A 25,018-nucleotide genomic window follows, 5' to 3' on the forward strand; every position below is an offset into this window, starting at 1 on the left:
ATGCCAGTTATTAACATTGAAAAAGCTATGGTTCATTTGCGAGTAGATGAAGATACTGGCGGTGATGTCCTGGCAAAGTTGAATTCGGCAGAAGATAAAGCGGCTCAATATTTGAACCGCTTTTTTTATGCCACTTCAGCTGCATGGACAGATGCGATTTCTCTCAGTTTAGACCAGCTAAATTATGAGCTTGTGAAATACAAAGAGAGTTGCGATGCAGCTAATCTGGTTACAGATCCAGTCTCAAGAAATATGCTGTTATCTGCGGCTGAAAACCTTAAGAAAGAAGCTCAGCGCAATACCAAAATGGCTATGCAGGGCATTGTTATCAATCCATCTATTGAAGCTGCTGTTTTACTGATCTTAGGTAGCCTTTATGAAAATCGGGAAGATGAAACCAGCACTACGGTAAATGAGTTGCCGAAAGGCGCTTTGTGGTTGCTCGATCCATACCGTTTAGATCTGGGGGTATAGATGAGAGCAGGTCCTTTAAGACATCGCATCCGTATTGAAGCCTTTACCGAAACCCAAGACAAAACCACAGGTCGTATTACTCAAGCCTGGACAGAGTTTTGTACAGTCTGGGGAAAACACGAGGCTTTATCTACGCGTGACCAGCTGCAAGCTCAGGCAATTGATTCGAGCATGACCGCACGTTGTCGCATTCGTTACAGCTCAAAGGCAAGTCAGATTGATTCGACCATGCGTCTATATTTCCGGGATAAGTATTGGAAGATTGACGGTGATCCGGTGCCAGATAATGAAAGTGGCCTTGAATGGTTGACACTCAACCTTGCAGAAGGGGAATCAGAATGGCATCAGTCGAGTTAAATATTGAAGGATTGGATGAGTTAAATAAGAAACTTAAACAGCTTGGAAATAGCAAAATTGCCAAACGTATTGCACGAAAAGCTGGGCGCCAAGCAATGAACCTAGTTCGTGATGCTGCACGTAGCAATGCAAAGGCAATTGATGATCCTGAAACACGGGAAAAGATTCATAAGAATATTGTGACCCAAGGTGGTAAGAGCCGTAATCCCAATGAGATTAAGATTCGAGTGGGGGTGAAAGGTGGGGCGGGTCAGAATCAATACTCTGTCAGCACGGCTGGTTTAAGTGGTGGAGATACTCGGCACTTTAGATTTATTGAGTTTGGTACCAGCAAGATTCCAGCCACTCCATTTTTAAGACCTGCTTTAGCTAATAATGTTGATAAGGTCACAACCAAGTTTGTCCAGGTATTTGATGCTGAAATCACCAAAGCATTACGTGAGGCTATATGACAGCACCTATTTTCCCATTACTTAATGCGAGTGATGAAGTTAAATCTTATCTGAAATCTGGCGGGATTTTACGTGCATTTGAATTTGGTCTTGCACCAGATAAACCAAAGCCGCCGTACCTGGTATGGCAGGATATATCTGGTATTCCGCAAAATCATTTAGATTGCCCGGCAAACATCGATCATGTGACGATCCAAGTTGATATCTATACGACGAATGCTGATGACCTGCGAAATATCCGTGAAGCGGTTCGTAGAGCTTTTGAGGCTGATAACTCGTGCACTGTAACTAGTCTGCGAGGTAATGAGCGCGATCCAGACAGCAAAATGTACCGGACCGGTTTTGATTCAAACTGGTTTGTAGGTCGATAAAAAGAATTTTCCACATAGCACCCAAACGGGTGCTTTTTTTATGCCTAAAATTGAGGAGTAGCTACTCATGGCGAAGAAAGGTGTTTTATCTCAGGGTACGCATGTATGGATTTTACATGGCGATACTCCAACACTGACAAAGATGGACTGCGTTAAGGCCTTAGCGCTTGGTGATGACAGTACCACAGAAATCAGTACAACTTGCTTGGAAGAAAAAACCACAGCAACATCGGACTGGGGTTTGACCACACCGGGTGAAGGCTCAATTCAAATTGATACCGATCCTAAAAATGCGACTCACATGAAGCTACTGGAACTGGCAGCGGATCGTGCTGAAGTTGGTGTGTATGTAGGTTGGTCGGATGGTGATGTGCCACCAGAAATTACCGGGAACACCGTAACCCTTCCAGAAGATCGTACATGGTCGTCTTTCCGCGCAATTCTGCGTAAAGGCTCACCAGTATTTGATGCTGATGCTCTGGTAAACCACACCGTGCCAATGAAGCGCCAAACTGAAGTGACTGATGAATTTAAGGTGGTGATAGGTGGCTAAGTTAAATACATCCGAACTTTTAGCGCTCTCGAGCACAGCCTTATCCGACCTATCCCCAAAGTCTCCGAAATTCATCATTAATGATGAGGAGTTTGAAGTAGATATTTTGGTTAAAGCTTTGAGTTACGATGAAGTGACGAATATGTTTAAAGGTGAAGATCCTGAAAAAATCACTGTCGCGGATGTTGTAAAGCGACGGGTTTTGCTTACAGTCTTTAATGCGGATACAAAGAAGCCACTGTGCTCTACGATTGAAGAGGTTGGAAACCTTCACCCAGCCATTATTGGTGCGATTCATGACGCTTCGAATGAAGTGAATGATTTTTTGGGAAAGAACAAATTGAAGTTGAAGAGTACGAACTCTGGTGTGAACTCGTCCTCAACGGAATCGGTGGAAGAACCATCGAGCAAGCAAAAAAGAAAATCACTCCAAAAGAGCTAAGGATTTGGCAGGCATATCGCAATAGGTATGGCTCATTTAATTTGGGTCGTCGCATAGAGCAGGGCGCGGGTAACTTATACGCGCTTTATTTCAATGGCAAGGTCGAAGAAGACAAGCGTGTTGATGCTCGTATCTTTATGCCTCATGAAACAATGCCAGAGCTAACCTTTGAAGAACAGCGCATGCAAGCCATTAAGAAGAAATCAGCGTAGGTTGGTTTCTTTTTACAATTTATTTCTTTATTCATATACTTGCCCTGATGATTTAAAAATATGCGACACAAAATGTCGTTAAATATGTATAGATTTAAAATTAAGGGGTGAGTGGTGGGTACAATAGAATTAGATGCACATGTTGAGGATGCTATGTTACAAGTCCGCATAAACAACACCAGACCAATTGATCTAATTGATTATGCTCAAAGCATGCTGAATTTAGGCAATGAGTATTCTAGTTTTATTAATAAGACAGATATTCACTTATCCTCTGATGATATAAAACTATATGTAAAAGAAATTCGCACCGGGTCAATAATTACCGAGCTGGTTGCTATAGCGCCAACGCTGATGCCATTTATGGAACACAGCAATACCGTGCTGGATTTCGCAAACCATATCAAGGTTAGTTTTGATTACTTACTTGGAAAAGGAAGTAAGCCGCAAGACCTAGATAGGGATGGATTAAAAAGAATCTCCAAGTTTGTTGAGCCGATCGCTAATGATAATGGCTCGGTTATGCAAATTGATGCATCGAATAATAAAGGGGAAATTCACATCCACCTTAATAGTGAAGGTGCAAATGCTATCCAGAATAGAGCACATAAAGAGCTTGAGAAAATGAAAGAACCGGTTATTGGGCTTCATAAACAAGTGGTTTTATATTGGTCGCAAGCTAGAAATGATAATAAGAAAGGCGACAAGGCGGTAATTGAAAGCATTTCGGATAGAGAAGTTAAGGTTATCTATGATACTGAAGAGCTTAAGTACCGGATGATTCACGAGCAACCACATATATTTGATACTGCATACGTAGTAGATGTGTATGTTGAAACCATAAGGGATAAGCCAGTAGTTTATAAAATTGTAGCCTTTCACGATACCGTGGATATTCCAGACTAATAATTACATCAAACCAAACCACTCCCCGGAGTGGTTTTTTCATTCTGGAATTAGTATCTTATGATTTCTTATAAGAGGGAAATCACGTGAAAAAATTATTAATTGCAGGGGCGATTGGTTTTGGGCTGGTTGGGTGTGCCTCACCGGCATATAATTATCAAGCAACTCCAAAACACGTTAGTAAACCACCTTTGAATACAGTAAATACTGCATATGTTGGCGATAAGATGTTGGAGCAGGGGATATTTGTTGATCGGGAGGCTTTGCACGTTCCATCTAGCACCAAGCTTAGTTTCGCCTACACATTAACCACGGGTTACTATCAAAAAAGCGGTGAGGATGCGAAAGGTAATTACTACCTCCCATTAAACAACATCCCGAATGGCGGAATGGTTCAAAAAAGCGCTTTAGCAGATCCTTACAAAGCGGTAATGCTGGGAGGTGATGGAAAGTTATGTGTTATCACAGCATTTAACGTTAAAAGTTGTGGTGGGGAGCATCAAGCAAAACAAACTGTAATTGGTATTGCTTCCGATAACTCATTCCAGCAAACATTAATTTATAGCGGTAAGGTGGGGAATAAAATTAATGTTGGCTATCGAGAGTTTTCCAGCAATTTAGCGCGTCCTGCCTTTAATAATGATGTAGAGTACGACCTTAATCAATCCAAGCAAATTGGATATAAAGGCGCCCTGCTAGAGGTTGTGGATGCAAACAACCAGAATATTACTTATAAGGTTTTAAGAAACTTTAATAAGGTTGAAGATTAGTGTAGACCGCCCAAGTGGCGGTTTCTTTTTATCCCGATAATTAGTATCTTGTCCTGAATAACAAATATTTGGGGTGAGTTATGGCTATAAAGCCTTGCAAGGAATGCGGTGCGCCGGTAAGTGATAAGGCTGAAAGTTGCCCGATGTGCGGAGCAAAACAACCAAAAGCAACCAGTGTTTTGACTTGGGTGTGTGTGGGTATTTTGGGGTTGGCTGCCATAATTTGGATGTATTCTGATAAGGCACCTGGTACATCATCAGGGGCGGTGTCGACAACTCAAGCAACGGAATCGGAAAATGTAAAACCAAAAAATTGGCAATACGAGACATCCAAAGATGAGATGCGAGGTATTGAGTCTAAATTTGCAACCACAGTTAGCACCAATACGGTTGATTTTGACTTTCCATACAATGGTGGATCAAAGTTGATACTAGCTTTAAGAAAACGCGGATCAGAGGTTGATGTGATGGTAAGTATCACCAAGGGTCAAATTCTTTGTGGAATACAAAATTGCGAGGCCGCCTTTAAATTCGATGATGGCGCAGTGCAATCTGTAACCATGTCTGAGCCCGATAACCATTCTTCGGATTTATTATTTATTGCTTATGATAAGACCGAAAGTAAGATTATAAGCCAGTTAAAAAATAGCAAAAAGCTAGTAATCGAAATCCCTTTTTATCAAGAGGGTAGAAAGCAATTTACATTTGATGTGAGTGGCTTGGAATGGAATTAATTACATAGAAGATAAACAACAAAGCGTCCGAAGGGGCGCTTTTTTATTGCCTAGAGGTTTATATGAGCACCAAACTTGGAACCCTCACCTTAGATTTAATTGCTAAGATTGGTGGCTTTACTGGGCCAATCAGAGATGCTGAAAGACAAACACAATCCAGTTTTGACAAAATGCGCAAGCATGTAAATACCTACGGGACAATGGCGGTTGCTAGTGCTGCTGCTGTTGGCGCTGGCATCCTTGCAATGGCAAACGAATATGCAAATGCCGCTCGTGAGCTACAGACTTTTGCTTCCATCTCAAATACAACAACACAAGAATTTCAGAGAATGGCTGTGGGCGCTGAGACCATGGGTATCAGCTCGGAAAAGTTATCTGACCAGTTAAAGGACTTTAATGAAAAGTTAGGTGAGTTCATCACGATTGGCTCTGGTGGTGCGGTTGATTTCTTTGAGCAGATCGCGATTAAAACAGAGGGTTCAGCGGAGGCTGCAAGAAAGTTAGCGCTTGAGATGCAGAATCTTTCTGGCCCTAAAGCACTTCAACTCTATGTAGATAAACTTGAAGAAGCAGGCGTTACTCAGCAACAAATGTCTTTCTATTTGGAGAGCATGGCATCCGATACAACCAACCTTATTCCACTCTTAAGAGATGGTGGTAAAGGTTTTGAATATTGGGCTGATGCAGCTGAGCGTGCTGGTGTAATCATGGATGAGCACGCCATAGAAAAGGCAAATGAGCTTCGTGTTCAAATGGATTTGCTTAATCTTCAACTGCAAGGCGTTAAAAATCAATTTATTCAAGGTTTAATGCCAGCACTTGTGTCAGTTGGCGATGGTTTGTCTGATGCTACATTGCAAACTAATCTAATGTCAGATGCCGGTGAAACACTTGGTGAGGTGTTTAAGGGCGTCGCAGCAACAGGAATGGGTGTTTATGCTGTTGTAAAAATGCTTTCCAATTCTATCGCGGGGCTTGCGGCTCAAGCTGTTCAGTCCAAGCAGATGGTAGATAAGGCGGCAGAAGGTCGAGGAGTTCTTGCTAATCTTCCGGGCGTGAAGGCTCTCAAGGCACTAACCTTGGGTGTGGCTAATGCTCGAACAAATCCTGATAGCGCAGTGCAAATGGCGGTACAAGATAACGCTCAGGTCGCAGAGGATGTGGCAAACTCTATTAATCGTATTTATAACGATGCTGTTAATCAGTCTGTTTCAGCTATGGCGAAAATCCAAAACAGTCAGGCTGGTGTAACAAAAGGCTCTGATGAGTGGATTAAAAAACAAAACGAAGCAGCCAAAGCCACTAAGGAAAACAACAAGGCTCAGCAAGAATTAAATAGGTTGCTTGAAGAGCAAGCCCGGGCGCGTGATTCAATCTCCTATGATTACATGGATGATTTTGCGAAATTCTCTGTTGATCTTAAACGCGAACTTGAGGAAATTCAAAAAGCCAATTTCGGGTCACAAGAATCTGAATATCTAGCCAAAGCAAAAGCTCGTTATGAATATGAAGAGGAGATGTATCTTCGCCAGATCACTGAGGAAATTAATACCTTTAAGTGGTCTGAAGAACAGAAGCTTGATTATTTTTATGAGACTCAGCGAATTATTGTGAGTGAGTCCGGAAAATACAATGATGAGCTTAAGCAATTAAAACTCAAGGCGCTTGATGAGCAGTACGCAATCGAACTTCAAAAAGCTCGTTTCCATGCTCAAAATGTACAACAGGCCATGCGAGAAAGTATTAAAGGCCTTTCTTATGGTGTCGATGAAATCTTTGCTCAAGCCACAATGTCACCACAGGACTATGATCGCTGGTCACTGGAAAATGATCGCTCAAATGCTCAATTGGGTTTAAAGAATGAGCGCGTTAGGGTTGAGCAGGACATCATGACCAGTGATGCCTATTCGACTGATGATGAGCGCTATGCTGCGTTATTAGAGGCGCATCAAGAGTATCGTGATGCAATGGCTGCCATTGATGTTGATTATCAACAAAAGACGAAAGATTTGGAGTTTCAGCAATATAACGAAAAAATGGGCATGTACAGCGAAATGTTATCCCAGGCTAGTTCGATTTGGGGCAACATGACTCAACTCGTCAAGGATAGTCAGGGTGAGCAGTCTGGCGCATTTAAGGCGATGTTTTTAATTCAGCAAGGAATGGCCGCTGCCCAAGCAATTATTTATGCTAACGTCGCATCTGCGGCAGCGTTAGCACCACCTCCTATTGGTTTAGGGCCGGTTGCTGGTGCTCCACTTTCATCCTTGATCAAGATCAATGGATATATGAGCGCAGGTATTATTGCCGGCCAAACCATTGCAGGCATGGCCCACGACGGTATCGACAATATTCCGAAAGAAGGCACATGGCTGCTAGATAAGGGTGAACGTGTTGTTGATAGTCGGACGAATGCTGACTTGAAGAACATGATTGCCAATAACGATGGTGGCGGCCCTCAAATCAATATCAATGTCCCACCAGGCTACACAGCTGAACAAAGTCGAGGCGCTGACGGTGCTGTGACGATTGATATTGTAGAGAAGCGGATCAAGCAATCTTGGGGAAATCTAGGTAATCCAAACTCGTATGAGTCAAAGCAGGTACAACGCAATACCACAGCGGGAGTTAAACGATAGTGAATAGTTTTGCATTATGCCCGTTACAAGCCGGGTATTCCTTTTCACCTGGCAACAATATGTTGGAGCAGCAACTTCTTGGCGGGTTCGCCCGTCAGCGAAGAATGTTTGTAAATAACGTGCATGTGGTCAATGTGTCTGTACTGCTGAAAACCAAAACCCATGCTCAGTATTTCTGGGCATTTTGGCGATTGCACACGCTCGATCCAAAGCCGTTTTTATGGCGACTGATTACAGACTCAGCCGAAGCGCAGGACCATACCTGTCAGTTTGTGGCTAATTCCATATCAGTCGGTGAGCGTAATGGTGTGGCTTATCCCGTGTCTTTTCAGGTGCGATGTAAGCCGCTGAACAATGGTGATCTGGCCTTTGATCAACAGATTGTGGATTTATGGGAATCAGGCAGTCCACTAGAGATGCTGAATTTACTTGAGAAGCTGGTCAATGAGAGCTTCCCGGATGCCTTGGGGGTGTGATGATTACCGTTGATGACATTAAAGACTTTCATCTCGATAGTGCGGCCAGTGTAGTTTTACTGGAAACACTTGAGATCAGTCATTCACTCTGGCCCAATCCGATTCGACTTGTCACCAATCACCCAGATGGTGTGTCTGTCACTCTGGAGAACGGTCAGCCGGCCACATTTGAATTTATCCCAGTGATGATTCAGCGTGGCAATACCTCTGATGATCTGGATCAGTCCCTGAAAATTACAGTCGGGGATTTAGGTGAAGTAGTACCGCCACTAATCAAGTTGATTGAAGATGCATCGAGTGACGAAAAGCTACAGGTAATTTATCGCTCGTTTGCTTTTGATGCCGCCTCCATGGTGCTTACCAAGCCCACACCAATTGAATTGATCCGTGGTCTGCATGTGGCACAAATGAATCAGGATCATCAGGCTACGACATTTGAAGCTGCAACTTCTGGGAAAAACAGTGTGAAGACAGGTCGAACCTATAACTTCAAGGACTACCCAGACCTGCGAGGATTAATATGAAAAGTGTTGATGCCTTGCTGGACAGGCAATACGACCCAAAAAAATACCATTGTGTCCATTTTCTGATTGAAGCAGCACAGTATCTCTTTGAAAAAGATTATTCAGTAAGCTTTCTTGGTTTGACCGGTGATCTAAAGCAAAGCATCCAAACTTCGCGTGACACCACAATCAAGAATAAAAGGATCGAGAGGCCAAAAGACGGCTGCATTGTCTTGATGACTAATCTTCTAAATAGCTCCCATGTGGGGCTTTTTTATTGCGGTCGTGTTTTGCACCTATCCGAAATTGGTGTGCATTTTCAGGAACTTCGGTCTCTAGAGCGAAATTATTCAAGGTTTAGATTTTATGAAGCTTCGTATTTATCCCAATGAGCTTGACCCGACTGAATTTAATGAAAGAGAGTATGAGTGCCTACTTAAAGACTGGATGAATATTCGTGAAGAATACCCAGAAGCTCGGTTATATAAAGACAGCATCTGTGCCCAAAACGATGTAACACCAAAAACCAAAGAAGAAGCGCTTCAGCTTCTGCATGCGGATGGTGATTATTTTGTGCTTTGCCATGCTGGGGAGCCACTTACCATATTCTTGGTTGTAGTAACCGTGCTATCAGCAGCACTGGCAATTTATACCTACATGAATATGCCTGAGATTCCCGATCAGGCATCAGGGTCTGGCAATAACAGTCTGGCTTCGCGCCAGAATAAACACCGCACCAGTGAGCGCGCTCCAGATATATATGGGAATGTAAAATCCATCCCGGATCTGATTGCACCTTTGTACCGGTATTACGCAGACAATGTTCAAGTAGAAGAAGCACTGCTTTCGATTGGCACCGGATACTTTGAGATTGATCCAGATCAAATCAAAGAAGGTGAAACCCCGATCAATACAATTGAAGGGGCAAGCTTAAGCGTTTATGAGCCAGATACACTGACCACCGGCGCTGCACAGATTCAGATTGGCGAAGCATTTACGGATGCACCAATTGTAGCTAAGCAGGTGAGTTCTGTTGATGGAAAACAAAAGTTAATCTCACCGAATAACACCCTAAAAATTTATAAGGGCGTGAGTTTCGCTGGGAATACGGTTTCTGTTTCAGGGTCAACTGTGCAAGGAAAGCTAGATAAGTATTCGTGGAATTCGATTACCAATGCTTTTTTATATCTACCTCAGTTTACGTATGCTGACTTTAATGACCACTTTGTCAATGGTGAGCAGATCATTATTGAGAATGCGATTTATGGTTCAGCGCCCAATGCCAATATTTCAGGTACCACGGATGTTTCGGCCGCTGGTATTTTAACAATCGCATCTTCTGTAAATATCAGTGAACCAGATAGCTATAAGAAAATTCGTATATCCTCGCTCACGATTGATGATCTTATAGAAGGACAATTAAATTTAGCGGGGGAATATTCTGTTTCCAGTATCACCAAGACCGGATCAACTGGAGCATGGTTCTATGAAGTTGAACTAGCATCCAGTTATATGGAGACCAATATTAATTTTGGCCGAATGTCAGCGGATGGTACCGGTATTTTGTCTGCTGTCTTGACGGACCATGATGAGAATATCGATCTAAGTGGCACATACACCATTTCATCGGTTTCGGCCAACGATATCACCTTGGTGAATCCTGCATCAGTCAATCCAGATTGGCTTCTTTTATCGAGCCTTACACAGCAGCAGATTGCAGATATGCTTGGGCGGAGCATCACCTTCAAAGGCACAAGCGAAAACTTTATTGGTTGGTACTATGCTGGAAATAAAGACACCGAAGGCATGATGCTGAACTTTTTGGCAGCCAACGGCATTTATGAGGGGGATCGAGCTAAGCAGGTTGCTATTGAAGTCCATTACCAGCAGGTGATTGATGGTGTGCCGACTGGACAAATCTACAAAACAGGTATATCCATGCAGGGTAAGGCCAACAACCGCGATCAAGTGGGGGCAACGGTACGTGAGGCATTACCGTTTACCGGTCAATTCCGTTTCCGTGCCAAGCGCATCAATGATAATGGCAGTAGTGCAAATCTGATTGATGATGTGGTGTTTGAAAGTGCTTATAGTTTTTATGAAACAAAAAAATTGACTTATGAGCATGACACCACGATCAGGTTAAAGCGCCTTGCCATTGGATCAGGGACTAATGCATCAGAACTTAATCTGCCAGTAACCCGAAAGCTTTATTCATATCGTGATGGTATCCAGTCAGCCGAGCGCATCCCGACCAGTAATTTCGCAGACATCGTTATCAATATGGCCCTCGATCCATTTATTGGTCGTTTTGATATATCTGAAATTGATGTGCAGTCGCTGTATGAAGTGTCAGATGAAATAGAAGCTTATTTCGGTACGCCAAAAGCATGTGAGTTTAATTACACTTTTGATAACAAGAATAGCAGTTATCAAGAGATGGCCTTTGCTGTTGCCGAAGCGGTTTTCTGTACTGCACGCCGGGAGAATGGCAAACACTTTTTCACCTCTGAGAAAGAAACACCAAACTCTTTGATTTTATTCAATCACCGAAATATTAAGCCTGAAAGCCTCACTAAGACTAATCTGTTTGGTGTGCCCGATGAATATGAAGGTATTGAGTTTAAGTGGCGTGATGCAACTGATGATTATGCCGAAGCAGTGATTAAGTTGCCGCACGATGGCTTAGCCAACTACAAAACCATTGAAAGCAATGGCGTGACTAATGCTATTCAGGCGCATTTTTTAGCTCATCGAGCTTGGAATAAAATGCAGTTCAATCGTAAAACCATTGAATTTACCGCATACGGTGAAGCTGATTTGGTGACGCGTAATGACCGCATTGCTATCGTTGATGATGTTTTTAAAATGCTGGGCAGCGGCGAAGTAGAGGCACAAAACAATACAGTCTTAACACTTGATAATCCTATCAATCTTGAGGCTGGTGAAAGCTATGTCATTCACTTGCAATTAAAAGATGGCTCGGTTGATGTAATCAATATTGTTAATCAACTTGATGAAAATCGGGTTGAATTGGCGCGAATACCGCTCATGCCTTTGGTTATAGACAAGGTGGTTAATGCTACCTATAGCATCACCAAAGCCAGTGATCAGGAGAGCGAAGCATATTTAATCCAGGAGAAATCCCCGAGCGCCACCTTTGAAACAGCGGTGAGCGCAATTAAGTATGACACCCGCTACTACAGCAACGACAAAGACCACATAAACAATTTGATTTAACAGCCGCCTTAGGGTGGTTTTTTAATGCCGGAGAGAAACATGGCTGACCAAGTATTAACGAAGCAAAAATTAATTGATGCTGATGAGGATGCGCAGTCGCTAGATGATTTTATTAATGGTGGTGATGAGCAAATAGTTGTCACGCGACTATTAAAGGAGTATCCAACACTAGCAAATGCTATCCGCCAAATCTATGAAAAAGGCGGAAAGTTCTACCCGACACTAGCAGAAGCAAATGCGGATATTGCGAACATCCGAACCGATGTCTATGTAATCACAGGTGATAACGGTGCTTACTACAAAGCAGCATCCGAGGCGACGAGTTTAACTAAGAGTGTTTATGATCCTCTTACTCAATCAAAAGATTACACAAAAGCATCTTCACGGAATTTAAAAAAATTCACAGACGAGAATACACGTTCAGTCATAAACAGCAGCAGTGTTGAAAATTTATTTGAATTTAGTGATTCACAAGATAGACCTGTTGTTGCGTTTACAGAATCTGGCGATATTTTAACGCCAGATTATGTATTAAGCGAAATCGGTGAAAAATCAGAAAAAGCAAATAGTTTTGTTGAATCAGCACTGAAAAGCAATTTACAAGAAACCATGAAAAGTGTGCAAATTAATGGTCGTGAAAACTTATACAGCTTTAATGACGAGTCTGGTGCTGAAGTAATCGCATTCACAAAAAACGGAGACATTATTTTTGATGGTGGTGTTTCTCTAAGAGATTACACTAAGAGCGAAAATAAAACTCACTTTACTGCAAAAGAGTTTATAGACGAGTCATTTAATCAGGCGGTTTTATCGGGTCTAGCTTTTAATCGTGCAAAAACATCCTATTTATTTGATGGCGCATTTAAACAGCAATTTCGGATAAAAAATGAAGCGGACTTTTTAGGATTAAAAATATCCCAAGGCGCAGTAATTGATATAGACACTCCATATTTTGAGAAACAGACTGACCCTATTCAGAGTTCACAAATAGTTCATCCGTTTATTTGTACTTTCAAAAATCATGTGCACGGGTTTAAACATATTCTATTAGCTAATCCATTTCACAATACTAATGATCTTTATGAAAATCCGTGCGTTTGGGGAACGAATGATTTAAATGATTTTGTGTTATTAGATAAATTTGATCAGCCGCTGTCCGAATTTTTACCAACGGGTGTGAGAAATTACAATTCAGATAATGCAGCAATATTCGATCACACAACAGGTGAATATGTTGTCTTATTTAGAAACTCAGAATCTCAGGCATTAGGATTATATAATCGACATTATCTTTTGCGAACTTCTGATTTTATCAACTTCTCAAGCCCGATTAAAATGCTTAAAGAAGATGGAAGCGACTTGTCGGGATCAACACTAAACCTATCACCAACGATTTTATTCAACCCTGTTTTAAAAAAATGGGTAATGTATCAAGTTGAATGGGATGGTGCAGCTCAAGGGTTGTCATACAGAACAAGTGATCACTTGGAGTACGGATGGAGTCAACCATTACCTATAGCTAAAAACCCATATATGCAGCCGTGGCATTGTGAAGTTAGGTATTGCGGACAGCACTTTATAGCAATAGTGAATGACATTAACAGTGCAACTGCTGCTCAAAACGGCTTCGGGGACTTGTTTCTAGGAATTAGTTCAGACGGCATAAATTTCACTTGGTCAGATTCTATATTTAGCGGAGGTTTTAATAATCCATATAAAGCCACAATCACACATGAGATTGTAGGAAATTCGGTAAAATTTCATATTTTATGGACAAGCAATGGGAATGATTTTGCGGGCTGGCGTTTATATCATTCAGAAACAAATTTAATTGAGGTTGTTTGAAATGGGACTAACATTTAAAAGTAATATTGCAAGTGTAAAAAAATTGTCTTTAGCATCGGGGTTTTTAGGCCCACAAGATTTTAAAACTTATGCTGATTTTAATACTCAAGAATATTTGAAAAATGGGAATGACGTTACATTAAGTAACGTCATCTCATCCCAACGGCCGGCGGTAAGTTACGCTTTATCAAGTGACGTGTTAGATAGTTTTTCGATAGTGCCGATTAATACACCGATTCGATCATACATTTATGACTATAAGACATTCGGTATTTATCCAGATTGGTCGGATCGAATTAATAGAATGCTAGATGTTTCATCTGAACAAGCATGGATTGGCTCTGCTGCCGAGGATAACGTGATTTATAGCATATACAGCTTAGATATGGGCAATGCAACCGTAAACCCATTGGAATTCGATGTATTATCCGGCGATGGTTCACCAGAATACCCTATGTTTTTCAAACAAAAACTAGGTAGTGCGCCAAAATCTGCAAACATTATCAGATTAAATGGTTGTATCTCATGTGTTGTTCAAGCTACATATAAGGGAGAATCACTATTAGTTCCACACAAGGATCAAACACCTACAGCAAATGAAACTCTAGCCATTAACGTTGATGGCGGCACAGATGGCACTGTATTTCTTAAACTCGCTTCATCAAAAAGGAAGTCATCAGCAGGTTCGTCACTGATCCCATTATTAAAGTTAGAGCAAGATTCCAGCAAATATTTAGCGGTGGTGGTTCAGCCCGACAACTACCTGGCAATGCGTTATTTCTTTGACGGCACTGAGCAAGCTTTTTTCAAATCGAATAGGCTGATGTTTGATCGTGGCGACATAAACAAGCTGTCCTTGAGTTGGTCAAACGGCGTTATATCCTTGTCAGTTAACGGTATTGTTGAGTTTGTGGCCTCATTATCAATGGGGGTAACATTTCAACCTGCCACCTGTACAGTAATCAGCCCTATACAGGGATGGGTGGAAGATTTTTCAAATCTGTCTTTGCTTGAAATGGCTTCGTATGATAGACGGCTTGTTACGACTGAGCTTAGTAAGCTTACAGGTTAGATCAAAACGAACATCTTAGAAGTTTTTAAATAAAGCCAGAAGTGGCTTTATTTTTATTTAATACAGGTCAACTCTGCTGCCAGTCAGCCAACAACAAAAGAGCAAGTGGAAGAAATCAATCTCTAGCACCTTCGGGTGCTTTTTTATTGCCAAAATTTAGGGGGATTCATGGAAGACCATGAAAAGAATCTGCTTTTACTGATTGTAATAGGGGCGAGTATTGGTTTTGCCAAACTACTTGTTTCAGATGAAAAACTGACATGGCGCTTGACGATTGGCAGAACGATTTTGGGCGCAGCAACATCAACAATAGCAGGTGCCATCATTCTGCAAATCCCAGATATTAATCCACTAGCCTTGATTGCAATTGCATCTGCTTTAGGGATTTTAGGAAGCACATTTATTGAAAACTGGCTTAAATCACAATCATCAAAGTGGGGTATTAAATGAAACTTATTGAAGACTGGAAACAGGCTTGGAAACTCAAGTCAGTACAAGTGGGTGCACTAAGCGCCTTTTTTTATGGCCTGATTTTATTTTCAGAGCAGTTTTTAAATATCTGGAATGTAATTCCCCAGGAGCTGAAAAACAAGATTCCTGAGAATATTGCTGAATGGATCGGCATGCTTGTCGGTGTGGCTATGGTACTTGCTCGACTTAAAAAGCAACCTGAATTGCATGGTGATAACAATGAATCTAGCCCAAATTAAAAAACTCCAAAGGTCAGTAGGCGTGCATGATGACGGTATTATCGGGCGTGGCACCTTGACTGCGGTATTCAAAAAATTAGGTGCCAGTCAAGCGCGTGCTGAAGAACTCGGTCTTGCTGCCAATGTTCATTTCCGCACGTATGGCATCCTGGATAATTCACTTCGTTTTATTCACTTCCTTTCACAACTGGCGCACGAATCTGGCAACTTTCGTTATATGGAAGAAATCGCATCTGGTGCAGCTTATGAGGGCCGAAAGGATTTAGGCAATACGCAGCCAGGGGATGGGAAACGGTTTAAAGGTCGTGGGCCAATTCAACTTACCGGCCGCGCAAACTATCGCAAGTATGGTCAGCAGCTCGGCATCGACTTTGAAAACAATCCTGAAGTTGTGGCCATTCCAAGCATCGGTCTTATGGTGGCCTGCAAGTTCTGGTCTGATAACGGCTTGAATGCCTTGGCTGATAAAGACGATGTGTTGACCATTACACGCCGGATCAATGGTGGCACCAATGGCCTTGCAGATCGTAAGGCCCATCTCATGAAGTTGCGCCAATGGGTGTGAAAATCATTTTGCTGTGCCTCCTCTTATCAGGTTGCACAGCTCATTCGATTACGACGAATGTGAATGTGGGGGTATGTGTTGGGGTGGTTTAAGTTGAGTTATGATAGCCCCATATTATTAAAATATGGTCCAAAAGTAGCTAAAAGAATAGGGCCATATTCCTTTGAAAAATTAACAACCCTTTCAGTAATAGATGTAAATTGATCTATTTTAGAAAGTGCACTTTCTTCTAGTATCTCTACACGCTTCTCAGCCGGACTAGTATCTAATTTCTCAAATAAATTTCGTAATTCATTTAAATCAACATTTTTTGGTATGCCAAAATAATCATAAGGGCTGTACTGGCTTACCCGAATAGCTTCTTTTTTCGCATTTTGTATATGATTATGAGCTATTTCGCCCTCAAAAACTTCATCAATATCAATGCCAACATCCACATTGTTCATCCTATTTCCATATATTTGCCCATCAATTAACCCCCTGGTTTGTATCCCAGTGCCACAATTTAGGAGGGTGTTTCCATAAATTTTTGGTCCTTTACTCATTTCGCTACCACCTAAATATATATATATATATATCTTAAATAATAAGTAATTATGTTAAGCCTAAAAGTATTACTCATCTTATTATTTAAAGACATTATTTCCACCTTTTAAGCCCAAACCCCACCCAGACTCCCTCCTAAAAATCTCCCCATTCTTAATCGTGTGCTCTATGTAAAAGTAGGTCCATGTTCTCATGTAAATTCCTCAATAATAAAAATAGGGATCCTGATTGTTCTTAGCCACCTTATTGCATTCTTTACATTTAATACTCTCAATAGAGTAGAGCCCACGAGTCTGCTTACCCTCGGCAGAAGCAATAATAGAAAAGTGTTGAGTGTCGTTAAAACTATAGTCATCCCATGCTCTACATACAGAGCACTTAATAATTTTTCTATCACAGTAAATGTGTGGTTGTTCCATTATATTTCCCCTCTATCTCAATCAAAATAGATGATATAATCTACTTACACAAGGATTCAAAGACTTGTGGATAAAGTCACGTTTAGACCAAGATTATCCCATATTAAAATAACCTATTGTTTTTGCTATAAAGATACTACGTTGACATCGTAGAGCTCTCGAATACATTTTGTTCCTTAAGCCAACGTTACGCCGTTGGCTTTTTTGTGTGCTGTATTTAAATACAACTGGTTTTTTAAAGCGTGCCTGATATTGATTAAAATGTCATAATTGCAAGTATATTCAACTTTTTTAAATGTTGTTTTGCAATGATTTTGCAATAGTTTTGCAAGGCAAAATTTTTATTATTGTAATTCAATATTTTATCTACGGAAATTTTCAATGCTTGATATTTATTTAACAGATGTTCAAAGAAAGGTGCAATTCAAGGATTATCCAGGTGAGCATCCTGTTAAATTTATTCTGAATTTTAAAAAGATTTTTCCGAGTGTCATGGAACTTCTTTTACCTGTGCTTCCGGATAATGAAAATCTGGAAGAAATGTCTTGGGAATCGACCAGCGATGATTTTGAGACTTTCCAGATGTTTTTAACCGGATGGGGCATTATTGAACTGCGTTTAAAAGCGATTACCCAGTTTAAAGATAAAGCATTTGCGGATCGTCTGGTTAAACAAGCCCAACAAAAACGCAAAGACTATCAAAAGCAGCAGGCTAAACTGACTACAGTTGAACTAGACTATCTGTTTATGCATGAGATGCATGCTCTGATTGATGCAGAACTGGTGGAACTCGGTGAGAAATTCTATTTACCGACTTTACGTGAGCTGTGGAAGACTAAAGTATCTGCTCAGATGTTGAACGCGAAGTTTTAAACTGGGTTTTTAGCTTTTATTTATAAAATTAATCCTCCAATTTTGGGGGATTAATTTTATCTGCAATATGAGATTTATTTCATGATGTGCTATCTCTTAAAATAGCCTAAGCAATATTGAGTGTGGTCATTGAATGTCTTTATTCTTATAATTTTACTCAGTAAGAGCGCATGTTGAACCATTGTTTAGCGTCGGGCTCTATCATAGGGCAGCAGTTTTAACGAATGTTCAAAAAATAGATGAAAATGATCATTTTTAGCTAAAAAATATATAAAAATATCAATTAAATAGCCTAGTAATTCAGCCCATTATTTTTTAAGGTATAAAAGCTTTATCTCAAGATGAGCAAAAGCTTCATTGATTAGCTATCCTTCATAAAAATAACTGAAGGTTCAAATTTTCCCGAAGATATATCCCAGGATTTTCAAAAATGTCGAATCAGTTTTTAGATTTAATTACTAAACGCCGTACTATTTATGCTATTGCCAAGAATGTTGAACAATCTCCTGAACAATTGACTGATTTGATTCAGACTGCAATTAAGCAAAGTCCATCTTCTTTCAATTCTCAGTCTTCACGCGCCGTCATTTTATTCAATTCAGAACATGAAAAGTTTTGGGGCTTCGTCGCAGATAAATTAAAAAGCTATGCCAAAGATGAAGAAAGCGCTGCAAAAACCACAGCAAAAATGGCCAGTTTTGCGGCAGGGGTAGGTACGGTATTATTCTTTGAAGATCAAACAGTGGTACAAGCGTTGCAGGAGCAATTCCCGTCTTATGCGGATAACTTCCCTGTCTGGGCAGAGCATTCTACTGCGATTGCGCAATTTGCCACATGGACAGCATTACATACTGAAGGCCTAGGTGCATCTTTACAGCATTATAATCCGATCGTAGATGAGCAGGTGCATGCTGAGTGGGACATTCCAGCCAACTGGAAGCTTCGCGCACAGCTGGTCTTTGGTTCAATCGAAGGCGAAACACATGCCAAAGATTATCTTGCGGACGAAGAGCGTTTTAAAATTTTCAAATAAGCCTGAAATTCATATCTGCGCTTAAACAATTTTAAGCGCAGATATTTTAACATCTCGACGAAATCCTCATCAGCATTGCTAAAATTCAGTTAAAATAGCGTGCTAATGCAAATAAATGAGTAATATCGAATGTCGAAAAACACGCAAAATCTATCACCTTTACAAGAACTGATCGCAGAGCAAAAGTTACTTTGTGAAGAAGTAGGCTCAGCTTATGTTGAAGTCACGGGTGATGATGTTGTTGCTGTGGCCGTACATACCTTAAAGCAGGATCCGATAGTTGGTATTCGTAAAAAGCCTGAGACAGCGGAAAATATCAGCTGGTATATTTATGGCGGAGAACCTTCAAGTGAAGATACTTTTGAAACGATGACCGTACGTGAATTACAGGACATCGCACCAGAAGTATTACCATATCTTGCTCTGGAAACAGGTTTTCGTTTCATGATTGATGCCGATGATTATGAAGATGTCTGGAAAGAAGAAATCTAAATGCTAAAAAAATCATCTTTCATTTGTGCAGGATTGTTATTCTTACTGAATAGCATGGTCTTTGCAGAACCACTTTCACAAAGTGCGTATGACCAGTTTATTTCAGAACAGACTAAAATCGTCAATGAAACCAAGCACATTTTAGATGAAGATGATCCAAAGGCCGATGCCAAAACCCAACGTCAGGCTTTTTGTAATCGACTGAAAGCCTATCAGGACATTCAAAAAGTTTCTGAAGAAAATAACAGCCTGGATATGGCGCCCATGATGGCTATGGTCGCCAAAAGTTTTCTTGATCGACAGGATCAGAGCCTGAGTAAATCAGGAATGACCACCACCGTATTCTGTAAAAATAGGGATGTTGAATAGGGCGAGTGGTACTTCTTCTCATCACGCATTAATGAAAATAAAGAGAATATTATTATTTTAATCTTGGCTGGATTTTGACCAAAAAATATCATCTTAAATAAGATGCATCTATCTGTAGGGTTTTTTGTAAAGTTAAACTAAAGTATAAACATGATTGTTACTCATTATATCGGGGATATATCCAGGAAATAAGAAAATTGATAACTATAATTTAATAATTAAACTTTAATATTTTTCTAAGCTTTGTCGAGAGATCTTTTAATACTGCATAATATTGTTGCTTGATCATGTCACACATAAGCATTATAGAAATGACTTCATAACGAATAGCGTGAATTTTGTCTTCATACATAAATGAATGGTATTCCAAGCAGGGTAGTGAAGTTATATCTTATATTTATGCTACAAAACTAATCCTGTTGTATTTATAAAATAGCCTAAGTATTTTATATATTTTAGCAGCAGATCTCGCTGTTAATTTATTACATGCTCTAAAACGAAAAAAGGAGTGTATTTACAAATTTCTGTTATACAAAATGATGGGCTAACTTTGAAAAAGTAGTGGAAGGGTAATCTATTTGTTCTAGTATCATCCTTATTCTGAAATTAAAAATAAAATATGGGTGCGATTTCTCTTAATCCCAAGGCTATTTTAAAAATGTATTAGCTCGTCTTTATATTGATGGGGCATTTTTCTTTAATTCAAATTAATAATTAAGCTTTGAACACTTTTAATCTGATGATAAATTTAGCCTAAGCAAAATTGATCAACCTGCTACAAATAGCCTAAGCAGATTTTTATTTTAAAAATTTGGCAATTGATTAATTTTCAATATCAACCCACTATTAACATTTAAATCAAGAAATCACGGAATTCTCAAATGATCCTTAACTATCAATTACACCATCATGAAACTTCAACAGTATCTCCAATGATCTTTATTCATGGTTTATTTGGTAGTTTGAGTAATTTAGGAGTATTGGCTCGACATTTTTCTGAACAGAGAACCGCGATCCAAATTGATGTGCGTAATCATGGTCTTTCTGGTCATAGCTCTGATATTAACTATCAGCTCATGGCAGAAGATGTATTGGAAACTTTATCCAGTTTAAATGTTCATAAGTTTGTCGTTGTTGGACATTCTATGGGTGGGAAAATTGCTATGAAACTGGCAGATTTAGCTCGTGAACAGACTGAAAAACTCGTCGTGCTTGATATTACACCGATCCAATATCATGAAAGTCATCATGCTGAAATTTTTAAAGCCTTATTTGCAGTACAGCAAGAAAATGTTGCTTCACGACTGGAAGCAGCAAAAATTATGCGTAAATATCTTCATGAAGAAATGGTGATTCAATTTTTATTAAAATCCTTTAATAAAGGGCAGTGGCTGTTTAATGTTCAGGCTTTATTTGATCATTATCCAGATATTATGGCTTGGGAAAAGGTCGAAAAAATTAATCGGCCAGCCTTATTTCTGCGTGGTGGTGATTCTTTTTATATCTCAAAACCAGAACATTTTGCAGCAATTAATGAACAGTTTTCTCAGGCAAAAATTGAAGTTATTGAAAATACCGGTCATTGGCTACATGGTGAAAAACCAGATGAAGTCATTAAATACATGCAAGCCTTTGTTAATTAAGTAATATTTAAGGCTGTAATGTATGTACCTGTAATTGACCTTCATGGATCAGTTGATGTGCCATCTCAGCAGTTTTCTTTAAACCGGGCATACGATATTCAGTATGTCCGAAATCTTTAATGGATTTCCAGCGGCCGCCCCAGGTCAAACCTACCGATTCAGCGACCTGACCATATAACTCATAACCGCGCATGGCCCAGGGATCACGTTCTGTAATGACTACTTTGCCATGCCGTTTAAAGGCAATATCTGCAGCCAATCCAAATTGATGATAACTCTGAAAGCCTTTGGCCTTGGTAATATTACTATCTGTTGCCAACGAATTTTGCCGTTCCGGACTCCGATAGCCTTCAAGTAAAACCAGCTCATAATCATGCTGTTCTTTCATGATTTTAAATACCATCAGTAAACGTTGCTTAAATCGTGGATTCATCTTATGCCATTTACGGTCTGCTGTACTGATATCTAAATGTGTATACATTGCTGGTCTATAAATATCTTTAAGATTTGAATTAAAGCTTTGTGCTGAAATAGCCGGATGATCTGGAAAATGCTCTTGTTGAAGAGCTTCTATAATGAGGTGGTCAGCAACTTCAGGCGGAGCCGTCAACATTTGCCCATCCAAAAGAGCATAAATTTGTGGATCAACTTTCCTTAAATATTCAGATTCAAATTTTCTGGCAGTTAAGGGCTGGGTAAAAGCGAGTAGCAAAATACTGCCAAATAATATTAATCCGGTAATCAAAATCCACCACTGCTGCACATACCAATGAGAATGCAGATGTTCAGGCGAGGCTGCCCGATAAAATTTACGTGAAAAATGTATTGCTTGAGTCAATTGCTGTTTGCTTTGCGGAATAAATCTGAGAAAAACACCCTGTATCCTTCGTCTAAATTCATAGGACAGCAGGGCGAACATTACCAAGCTCATTAGGGTGAAGCTACTCAATATGATAAAAATCATAAGTGAAATACTTGATCTAGTTCAGATTCCAACCCAGTCTTTTCTTAAGCGATATAAATTGTACAACGGCGCAATTCTTTGCAAAGATTGCATTCAATTTTTCTGAAGTAAATACTTTTAAGTTTTTATTTTTATGAGCTTTCATGGTATTGATCTGAAAAATTTAATTAGGGTAAATGAATCGTAATATAAGCTTGCTCAGCAGGAGCGCTAATCAGATTCTGATATTGAGTAAAAATAGTTATTTGTTCTGTCGATAAAACATATTTAAAAGCGACAAAGCTGAATACTGCAAATAAAAACAGGAAAATTAGAATCCAGAAAAATGGTAATTCTCGATGAATTATATGTCTGATTTGATCGGGAAGCGCGGAAAAAGGAGAAAAGGTCGTTTTCTTGACTTTGAGATAATCAATCTGATCTCCGACTCGAGCCACCAAACTATTCAAATGTTCAATCGATTCAATCCGGTATTTTCCCTGAAAGCCTAATAATAGACAGTAATGATAAACCTCTAATACTGCCAGTCGATCCTTGTCTTTATGACGGATGTTTTCCAGATATTCAAAGAACTGATAGCCAGCCAGTTGTGAACCAAACAGACTTAATTGCAACGGGCTCAACATCCAGGAATTCTGCAAATCAAAAAAGCGCTCATCCTGTTGTGTGACAATCGTTTCGTCCAGTAAAGCACAATAGGCATATTTGGCATCTTGAATATCTTCAGCTAAAAATTGTACCTTACGTGCCTGGCTTTCAAATCGGCTGAGCATCTGCAAAACTTTCTCACGGAATAATTCTATATCAGCAGGTATGTATTTATTTTTTATAAGAAAAATGATATAAAAACCATCATGCAATAAATCTAGCAAACTTGCCCCGTATGAGATATTGGTTTCGATAGATTGTCTTGCTATATCGCCGATTCCGTTCTGATCCTCTTCAAACAGTGAAGAAGGATTATTTGTGATTGTATTCATTTGAATATTCATCCATTCATAACCGCAATGAGTTCAATCGCAATATCCTGAAACCCATTCGGGATATAAACACAAATTGCTTCTGAATCCAGCATACGCTGATACAGTTCATTATTTGGTTCGATCTCAAAATAATGAACACCGGATCGTACCGGAATTGCCGTAGGAACCTGCATAAGATGCTGCACTGGCACAGCAGGCAAAGCTGCAATTACACGTTGTTCAACATCGATGGTACTGCCGACCTTAAAACGGACCGGAACATGCGCAATCAGATTATGCGCTGGCATTACGCTACTCGATACAGCCAGATATAACCTGGTATTTCGGCTGATTTTGTCTGTTTCTAGACTCCCAATCCAATAGGATGGACGTGTTTCTTTTAAACTGATACTGATATAGCGATTCGAGATAATCGTATCGAGTAAATCTCTGAGAATAATATCCAGCTGATTAAAGCTGTCGTAAAGTTGATGGTGTTGATACTGTGGCAGTTGATCAATCTCATAAGCAGTCGAGAAGGTGAGTAAAGATCCAGTAAGTCGTAGCAGTTCCGCATATAGTCGCTCCGGATGAATTTGCGGATACTGCAAAATATGGTTCAAGCTTGCATGGGCTGTATTTAAGGCATTTACCAGCCAGAAAGAGACAATATCTCCCGAGCGAAATTCAATCAATTTCTGTTCATTTTCACGGTTATTGGATTGAATCGTCTTAATTTTGGCTCGAATGATATTTAAGCTTCGCTTTAAATTGTCTAGCAGATACTCACATGCCTGGATATGTAGAATGGGAGGAATAAACTTATGATTGAGAATAAAATTTCCTGAACTTTGTCTCTTGATTTGAGCAACTGGGATATATAAATAGCCATCCAGATGCTGTTGAGGTATTTGTCCGAGTTCAAATAGCTTAAATTCAGCACGACGGCGTAACAGGGTGATTTCTGCAGTCGTTGCATCGGTAAATAAGTCGTGGGTTGAAATTAACTGCGAGTGATAGCGGCCAGCCTGAGTACTTTCGGCATGACTTACATTTTGTTTATTCGGTTGTAGCATCGGTAAAGCCAAATAAACCTGCATCTCTCCATGCAGGTTTAAAGCATCCAGTTGCACGGGTTCCGGTAATAAATCCTGTGCTGGTGCCTGATAAATTTCACCATCCTGCCAAATCATTTCAATTTTACTTAATGCCAGTATGTGCATATTGAACTGTGCTTCATCAAATTGGATGGACTGAATTCCATGAGCAAAAGGAAATGTCGCACGAATCATATGACTCAAACGTTGCTCATGATAAGCATCTTGTAATTGAAAATGTTGCGGTCTTAAAAATAGACCTTCGCCCCAAAGTACTTTTTCTGCTCTGAACATTTTAA

29 protein-coding genes are annotated in these 25,018 nt (G+C 40.0%); 25 read left to right on the plus strand and 4 right to left on the minus strand.

What is annotated here, in order from left to right:
* The 20 genes from CWI32_RS08150 (at window position 1) to CWI32_RS08245 (ending at window position 16,321) form a co-directional block, all read left to right on the plus strand.
* On the plus strand, window positions 1-474 hold the full coding sequence (locus CWI32_RS08150; RefSeq protein ID WP_100535066.1) for a head-tail connector protein: 474 nt from the start codon (window positions 1-3) through the stop codon (window positions 472-474).
* Window positions 475-831 (plus strand): phage head closure protein, encoded by a 357-nt coding sequence (locus CWI32_RS08155; RefSeq protein ID WP_100535067.1) that lies wholly within the window; start codon window positions 475-477, stop codon window positions 829-831.
* On the plus strand, window positions 813-1,283 hold the full coding sequence (locus tag CWI32_RS08160) for an HK97-gp10 family putative phage morphogenesis protein (protein ID WP_100535068.1): 471 nt from the start codon (window positions 813-815) through the stop codon (window positions 1,281-1,283). The genes CWI32_RS08155 and CWI32_RS08160 overlap by 19 nt, the downstream gene beginning before the upstream one ends.
* Window positions 1,280-1,654 (plus strand): DUF3168 domain-containing protein, encoded by a 375-nt coding sequence (locus CWI32_RS08165; protein WP_100535069.1) that lies wholly within the window; start codon window positions 1,280-1,282, stop codon window positions 1,652-1,654. Before CWI32_RS08160 ends, CWI32_RS08165 begins: the two co-directional genes overlap by 4 nt.
* A 67-nt stretch (window positions 1,655-1,721) precedes the next feature.
* Window positions 1,722-2,207: a phage tail tube protein gene (locus tag CWI32_RS08170; protein ID WP_100535070.1), complete on the plus strand. Its 486-nt coding sequence runs from the start codon at window positions 1,722-1,724 to the stop codon at window positions 2,205-2,207.
* Entirely contained in the window at window positions 2,200-2,649 is a 450-nt protein-coding gene (locus CWI32_RS08175; RefSeq protein ID WP_100535071.1) for a hypothetical protein, read from the plus strand. The genes CWI32_RS08170 and CWI32_RS08175 overlap by 8 nt, the downstream gene beginning before the upstream one ends.
* A 41-nt stretch (window positions 2,650-2,690) precedes the next feature.
* Window positions 2,691-2,861 (plus strand): hypothetical protein, encoded by a 171-nt coding sequence (locus CWI32_RS08180; RefSeq protein ID WP_350337691.1) that lies wholly within the window; start codon window positions 2,691-2,693, stop codon window positions 2,859-2,861.
* Between the two features lie 114 nt (window positions 2,862-2,975).
* Window positions 2,976-3,767: a hypothetical protein gene (locus tag CWI32_RS08185; RefSeq protein ID WP_252146101.1), complete on the plus strand. Its 792-nt coding sequence runs from the start codon at window positions 2,976-2,978 to the stop codon at window positions 3,765-3,767.
* A gap of 86 nt (window positions 3,768-3,853) precedes the next feature.
* Complete coding sequence (locus CWI32_RS08190) at window positions 3,854-4,537, plus strand: hypothetical protein (protein WP_100535073.1); 684 nt, start codon at window positions 3,854-3,856, stop codon at window positions 4,535-4,537.
* 80 nt (window positions 4,538-4,617) lie between these two features.
* Entirely contained in the window at window positions 4,618-5,271 is a 654-nt protein-coding gene (locus CWI32_RS08195) for a zinc ribbon domain-containing protein (protein WP_167381275.1), read from the plus strand.
* 62 nt (window positions 5,272-5,333) lie between these two features.
* Window positions 5,334-7,910 (plus strand): hypothetical protein, encoded by a 2,577-nt coding sequence (locus CWI32_RS08200; protein ID WP_100535074.1) that lies wholly within the window; start codon window positions 5,334-5,336, stop codon window positions 7,908-7,910.
* Window positions 7,910-8,386 carry a hypothetical protein gene (locus CWI32_RS08205; RefSeq protein ID WP_252146102.1) on the plus strand — a complete coding sequence of 159 codons (477 nt, stop codon included), beginning with the start codon at window positions 7,910-7,912 and terminating at the stop codon, window positions 8,384-8,386. Before CWI32_RS08200 ends, CWI32_RS08205 begins: the two co-directional genes overlap by 1 nt.
* Window positions 8,386-8,910, plus strand: coding sequence for a DUF1833 family protein (locus CWI32_RS08210; protein ID WP_100535076.1), 525 nt, complete (start codon window positions 8,386-8,388; stop codon window positions 8,908-8,910). Before CWI32_RS08205 ends, CWI32_RS08210 begins: the two co-directional genes overlap by 1 nt.
* Window positions 8,907-9,281, plus strand: coding sequence for a hypothetical protein (locus tag CWI32_RS08215; RefSeq protein WP_100535077.1), 375 nt, complete (start codon window positions 8,907-8,909; stop codon window positions 9,279-9,281). Before CWI32_RS08210 ends, CWI32_RS08215 begins: the two co-directional genes overlap by 4 nt.
* Entirely contained in the window at window positions 9,256-12,129 is a 2,874-nt protein-coding gene (locus tag CWI32_RS08220; protein ID WP_100535078.1) for a host specificity factor TipJ family phage tail protein, read from the plus strand. The genes CWI32_RS08215 and CWI32_RS08220 overlap by 26 nt, the downstream gene beginning before the upstream one ends.
* 39 nt (window positions 12,130-12,168) lie before the next feature.
* On the plus strand, window positions 12,169-13,974 hold the full coding sequence (locus CWI32_RS08225) for a glycoside hydrolase family protein (protein WP_157799538.1): 1,806 nt from the start codon (window positions 12,169-12,171) through the stop codon (window positions 13,972-13,974).
* Window position 13,975: 1 nt separating this feature from the next.
* On the plus strand, window positions 13,976-15,046 hold the full coding sequence (locus CWI32_RS08230; RefSeq protein WP_100535080.1) for a hypothetical protein: 1,071 nt from the start codon (window positions 13,976-13,978) through the stop codon (window positions 15,044-15,046).
* Between the two features lie 168 nt (window positions 15,047-15,214).
* Window positions 15,215-15,496 carry a phage holin family protein gene (locus CWI32_RS08235; RefSeq protein WP_100535081.1) on the plus strand — a complete coding sequence of 94 codons (282 nt, stop codon included), beginning with the start codon at window positions 15,215-15,217 and terminating at the stop codon, window positions 15,494-15,496.
* On the plus strand, window positions 15,493-15,756 hold the full coding sequence (locus tag CWI32_RS08240) for a DUF7940 domain-containing protein (protein WP_252146103.1): 264 nt from the start codon (window positions 15,493-15,495) through the stop codon (window positions 15,754-15,756). The genes CWI32_RS08235 and CWI32_RS08240 overlap by 4 nt, the downstream gene beginning before the upstream one ends.
* Window positions 15,737-16,321, plus strand: coding sequence for a glycoside hydrolase family 19 protein (locus CWI32_RS08245; protein ID WP_100535082.1), 585 nt, complete (start codon window positions 15,737-15,739; stop codon window positions 16,319-16,321). The genes CWI32_RS08240 and CWI32_RS08245 overlap by 20 nt, the downstream gene beginning before the upstream one ends.
* A 98-nt stretch (window positions 16,322-16,419) precedes the next feature.
* Here the strand turns inward: CWI32_RS08245 and CWI32_RS08250 are convergent, their stop codons facing one another.
* Window positions 16,420-16,866, minus strand: coding sequence for a right-handed parallel beta-helix repeat-containing protein (locus CWI32_RS08250; protein ID WP_100535083.1), 447 nt, complete (start codon window positions 16,864-16,866; stop codon window positions 16,420-16,422).
* Between the two features lie 801 nt (window positions 16,867-17,667).
* On the opposite strand from CWI32_RS08250, the gene CWI32_RS08260 reads away from it, so the two are divergent.
* From CWI32_RS08260 to CWI32_RS08280, 5 genes are all read left to right on the plus strand, one after another.
* On the plus strand, window positions 17,668-18,159 hold the full coding sequence (locus CWI32_RS08260) for a hypothetical protein (protein WP_100535085.1): 492 nt from the start codon (window positions 17,668-17,670) through the stop codon (window positions 18,157-18,159).
* Window positions 18,160-18,589: 430 nt separating this feature from the next.
* Window positions 18,590-19,192, plus strand: a complete 603-nt coding sequence (locus tag CWI32_RS08265; protein ID WP_100535086.1) for a nitroreductase family protein — start codon at window positions 18,590-18,592, stop codon at window positions 19,190-19,192.
* A 129-nt stretch (window positions 19,193-19,321) separates the two neighbouring features.
* Window positions 19,322-19,684 (plus strand): immunity protein Imm33 domain-containing protein, encoded by a 363-nt coding sequence (locus CWI32_RS08270; RefSeq protein ID WP_100535087.1) that lies wholly within the window; start codon window positions 19,322-19,324, stop codon window positions 19,682-19,684.
* Entirely contained in the window at window positions 19,685-20,053 is a 369-nt protein-coding gene (locus CWI32_RS08275) for a hypothetical protein (RefSeq protein ID WP_100535088.1), read from the plus strand. It abuts the gene before it with no gap.
* Between the two features lie 881 nt (window positions 20,054-20,934).
* The gene (locus tag CWI32_RS08280; RefSeq protein ID WP_100535089.1) at window positions 20,935-21,696 is read left to right on the plus strand and encodes an alpha/beta fold hydrolase; all 762 of its coding nucleotides are present in this window, start codon (window positions 20,935-20,937) and stop codon (window positions 21,694-21,696) included.
* Between the two features lie 7 nt (window positions 21,697-21,703).
* On the opposite strand, the gene CWI32_RS08285 is transcribed toward CWI32_RS08280, so the two are convergent.
* From CWI32_RS08285 to tssK, 3 genes are all read right to left on the minus strand, one after another.
* Window positions 21,704-22,660, minus strand: a complete 957-nt coding sequence (locus CWI32_RS08285) for a M15 family metallopeptidase (RefSeq protein WP_171304334.1) — start codon at window positions 22,658-22,660, stop codon at window positions 21,704-21,706.
* 167 nt (window positions 22,661-22,827) lie between these two features.
* The gene (gene icmH, locus CWI32_RS08290) at window positions 22,828-23,640 is read right to left on the minus strand and encodes a type IVB secretion system protein IcmH/DotU (RefSeq protein ID WP_074383165.1); all 813 of its coding nucleotides are present in this window, start codon (window positions 23,638-23,640) and stop codon (window positions 22,828-22,830) included.
* 8 nt (window positions 23,641-23,648) lie between these two features.
* Complete coding sequence (gene tssK / locus CWI32_RS08295; protein ID WP_074383166.1) at window positions 23,649-25,013, minus strand: type VI secretion system baseplate subunit TssK; 1,365 nt, start codon at window positions 25,011-25,013, stop codon at window positions 23,649-23,651.
* Window positions 25,014-25,018: the final 5 nt, after the last annotated feature.

The organism is Acinetobacter pseudolwoffii (assembly GCF_002803605.1).
Taxonomy (GTDB): domain Bacteria; phylum Pseudomonadota; class Gammaproteobacteria; order Pseudomonadales; family Moraxellaceae; genus Acinetobacter; species Acinetobacter pseudolwoffii.

Excerpts from the sequence above, each read along its gene's own strand:
- CWI32_RS08195 (WP_167381275.1), top strand. The coding sequence starts at position 4,618 with ATGGCTATAAAGCCTTGCAAGGAATGCGGTGCGCCGGTAAGTGATAAG.
- CWI32_RS08245 (WP_100535082.1), top strand. The coding sequence starts at position 15,737 with ATGAATCTAGCCCAAATTAAAAAACTCCAAAGGTCAGTAGGCGTGCAT.
- CWI32_RS08220 (WP_100535078.1), top strand. The coding sequence starts at position 9,256 with ATGAAGCTTCGTATTTATCCCAATGAGCTTGACCCGACTGAATTTAAT.
- CWI32_RS08215 (WP_100535077.1), top strand. The coding sequence starts at position 8,907 with ATGAAAAGTGTTGATGCCTTGCTGGACAGGCAATACGACCCAAAAAAA.
- tssK (WP_074383166.1), bottom strand. The coding sequence starts at position 25,013 with ATGTTCAGAGCAGAAAAAGTACTTTGGGGCGAAGGTCTATTTTTAAGA.
- icmH (WP_074383165.1), bottom strand. The coding sequence starts at position 23,640 with ATGAATACAATCACAAATAATCCTTCTTCACTGTTTGAAGAGGATCAG.
- CWI32_RS08230 (WP_100535080.1), top strand. The coding sequence starts at position 13,976 with ATGGGACTAACATTTAAAAGTAATATTGCAAGTGTAAAAAAATTGTCT.
- CWI32_RS08240 (WP_252146103.1), top strand. The coding sequence starts at position 15,493 with ATGAAACTTATTGAAGACTGGAAACAGGCTTGGAAACTCAAGTCAGTA.
- CWI32_RS08280 (WP_100535089.1), top strand. The coding sequence starts at position 20,935 with ATGATCCTTAACTATCAATTACACCATCATGAAACTTCAACAGTATCT.
- CWI32_RS08155 (WP_100535067.1), top strand. The coding sequence starts at position 475 with ATGAGAGCAGGTCCTTTAAGACATCGCATCCGTATTGAAGCCTTTACC.
- CWI32_RS08250 (WP_100535083.1), bottom strand. The coding sequence starts at position 16,866 with ATGAGTAAAGGACCAAAAATTTATGGAAACACCCTCCTAAATTGTGGC.
- CWI32_RS08270 (WP_100535087.1), top strand. The coding sequence starts at position 19,322 with ATGTCGAAAAACACGCAAAATCTATCACCTTTACAAGAACTGATCGCA.
- CWI32_RS08165 (WP_100535069.1), top strand. The coding sequence starts at position 1,280 with ATGACAGCACCTATTTTCCCATTACTTAATGCGAGTGATGAAGTTAAA.
- CWI32_RS08160 (WP_100535068.1), top strand. The coding sequence starts at position 813 with ATGGCATCAGTCGAGTTAAATATTGAAGGATTGGATGAGTTAAATAAG.
- CWI32_RS08200 (WP_100535074.1), top strand. The coding sequence starts at position 5,334 with ATGAGCACCAAACTTGGAACCCTCACCTTAGATTTAATTGCTAAGATT.
- CWI32_RS08235 (WP_100535081.1), top strand. The coding sequence starts at position 15,215 with ATGGAAGACCATGAAAAGAATCTGCTTTTACTGATTGTAATAGGGGCG.
- CWI32_RS08275 (WP_100535088.1), top strand. The coding sequence starts at position 19,685 with ATGCTAAAAAAATCATCTTTCATTTGTGCAGGATTGTTATTCTTACTG.
- CWI32_RS08285 (WP_171304334.1), bottom strand. The coding sequence starts at position 22,660 with ATGATTTTTATCATATTGAGTAGCTTCACCCTAATGAGCTTGGTAATG.
- CWI32_RS08225 (WP_157799538.1), top strand. The coding sequence starts at position 12,169 with ATGGCTGACCAAGTATTAACGAAGCAAAAATTAATTGATGCTGATGAG.
- CWI32_RS08150 (WP_100535066.1), top strand. The coding sequence starts at position 1 with ATGCCAGTTATTAACATTGAAAAAGCTATGGTTCATTTGCGAGTAGAT.
- CWI32_RS08210 (WP_100535076.1), top strand. The coding sequence starts at position 8,386 with ATGATTACCGTTGATGACATTAAAGACTTTCATCTCGATAGTGCGGCC.
- CWI32_RS08265 (WP_100535086.1), top strand. The coding sequence starts at position 18,590 with ATGTCGAATCAGTTTTTAGATTTAATTACTAAACGCCGTACTATTTAT.
- CWI32_RS08170 (WP_100535070.1), top strand. The coding sequence starts at position 1,722 with ATGGCGAAGAAAGGTGTTTTATCTCAGGGTACGCATGTATGGATTTTA.
- CWI32_RS08260 (WP_100535085.1), top strand. The coding sequence starts at position 17,668 with ATGCTTGATATTTATTTAACAGATGTTCAAAGAAAGGTGCAATTCAAG.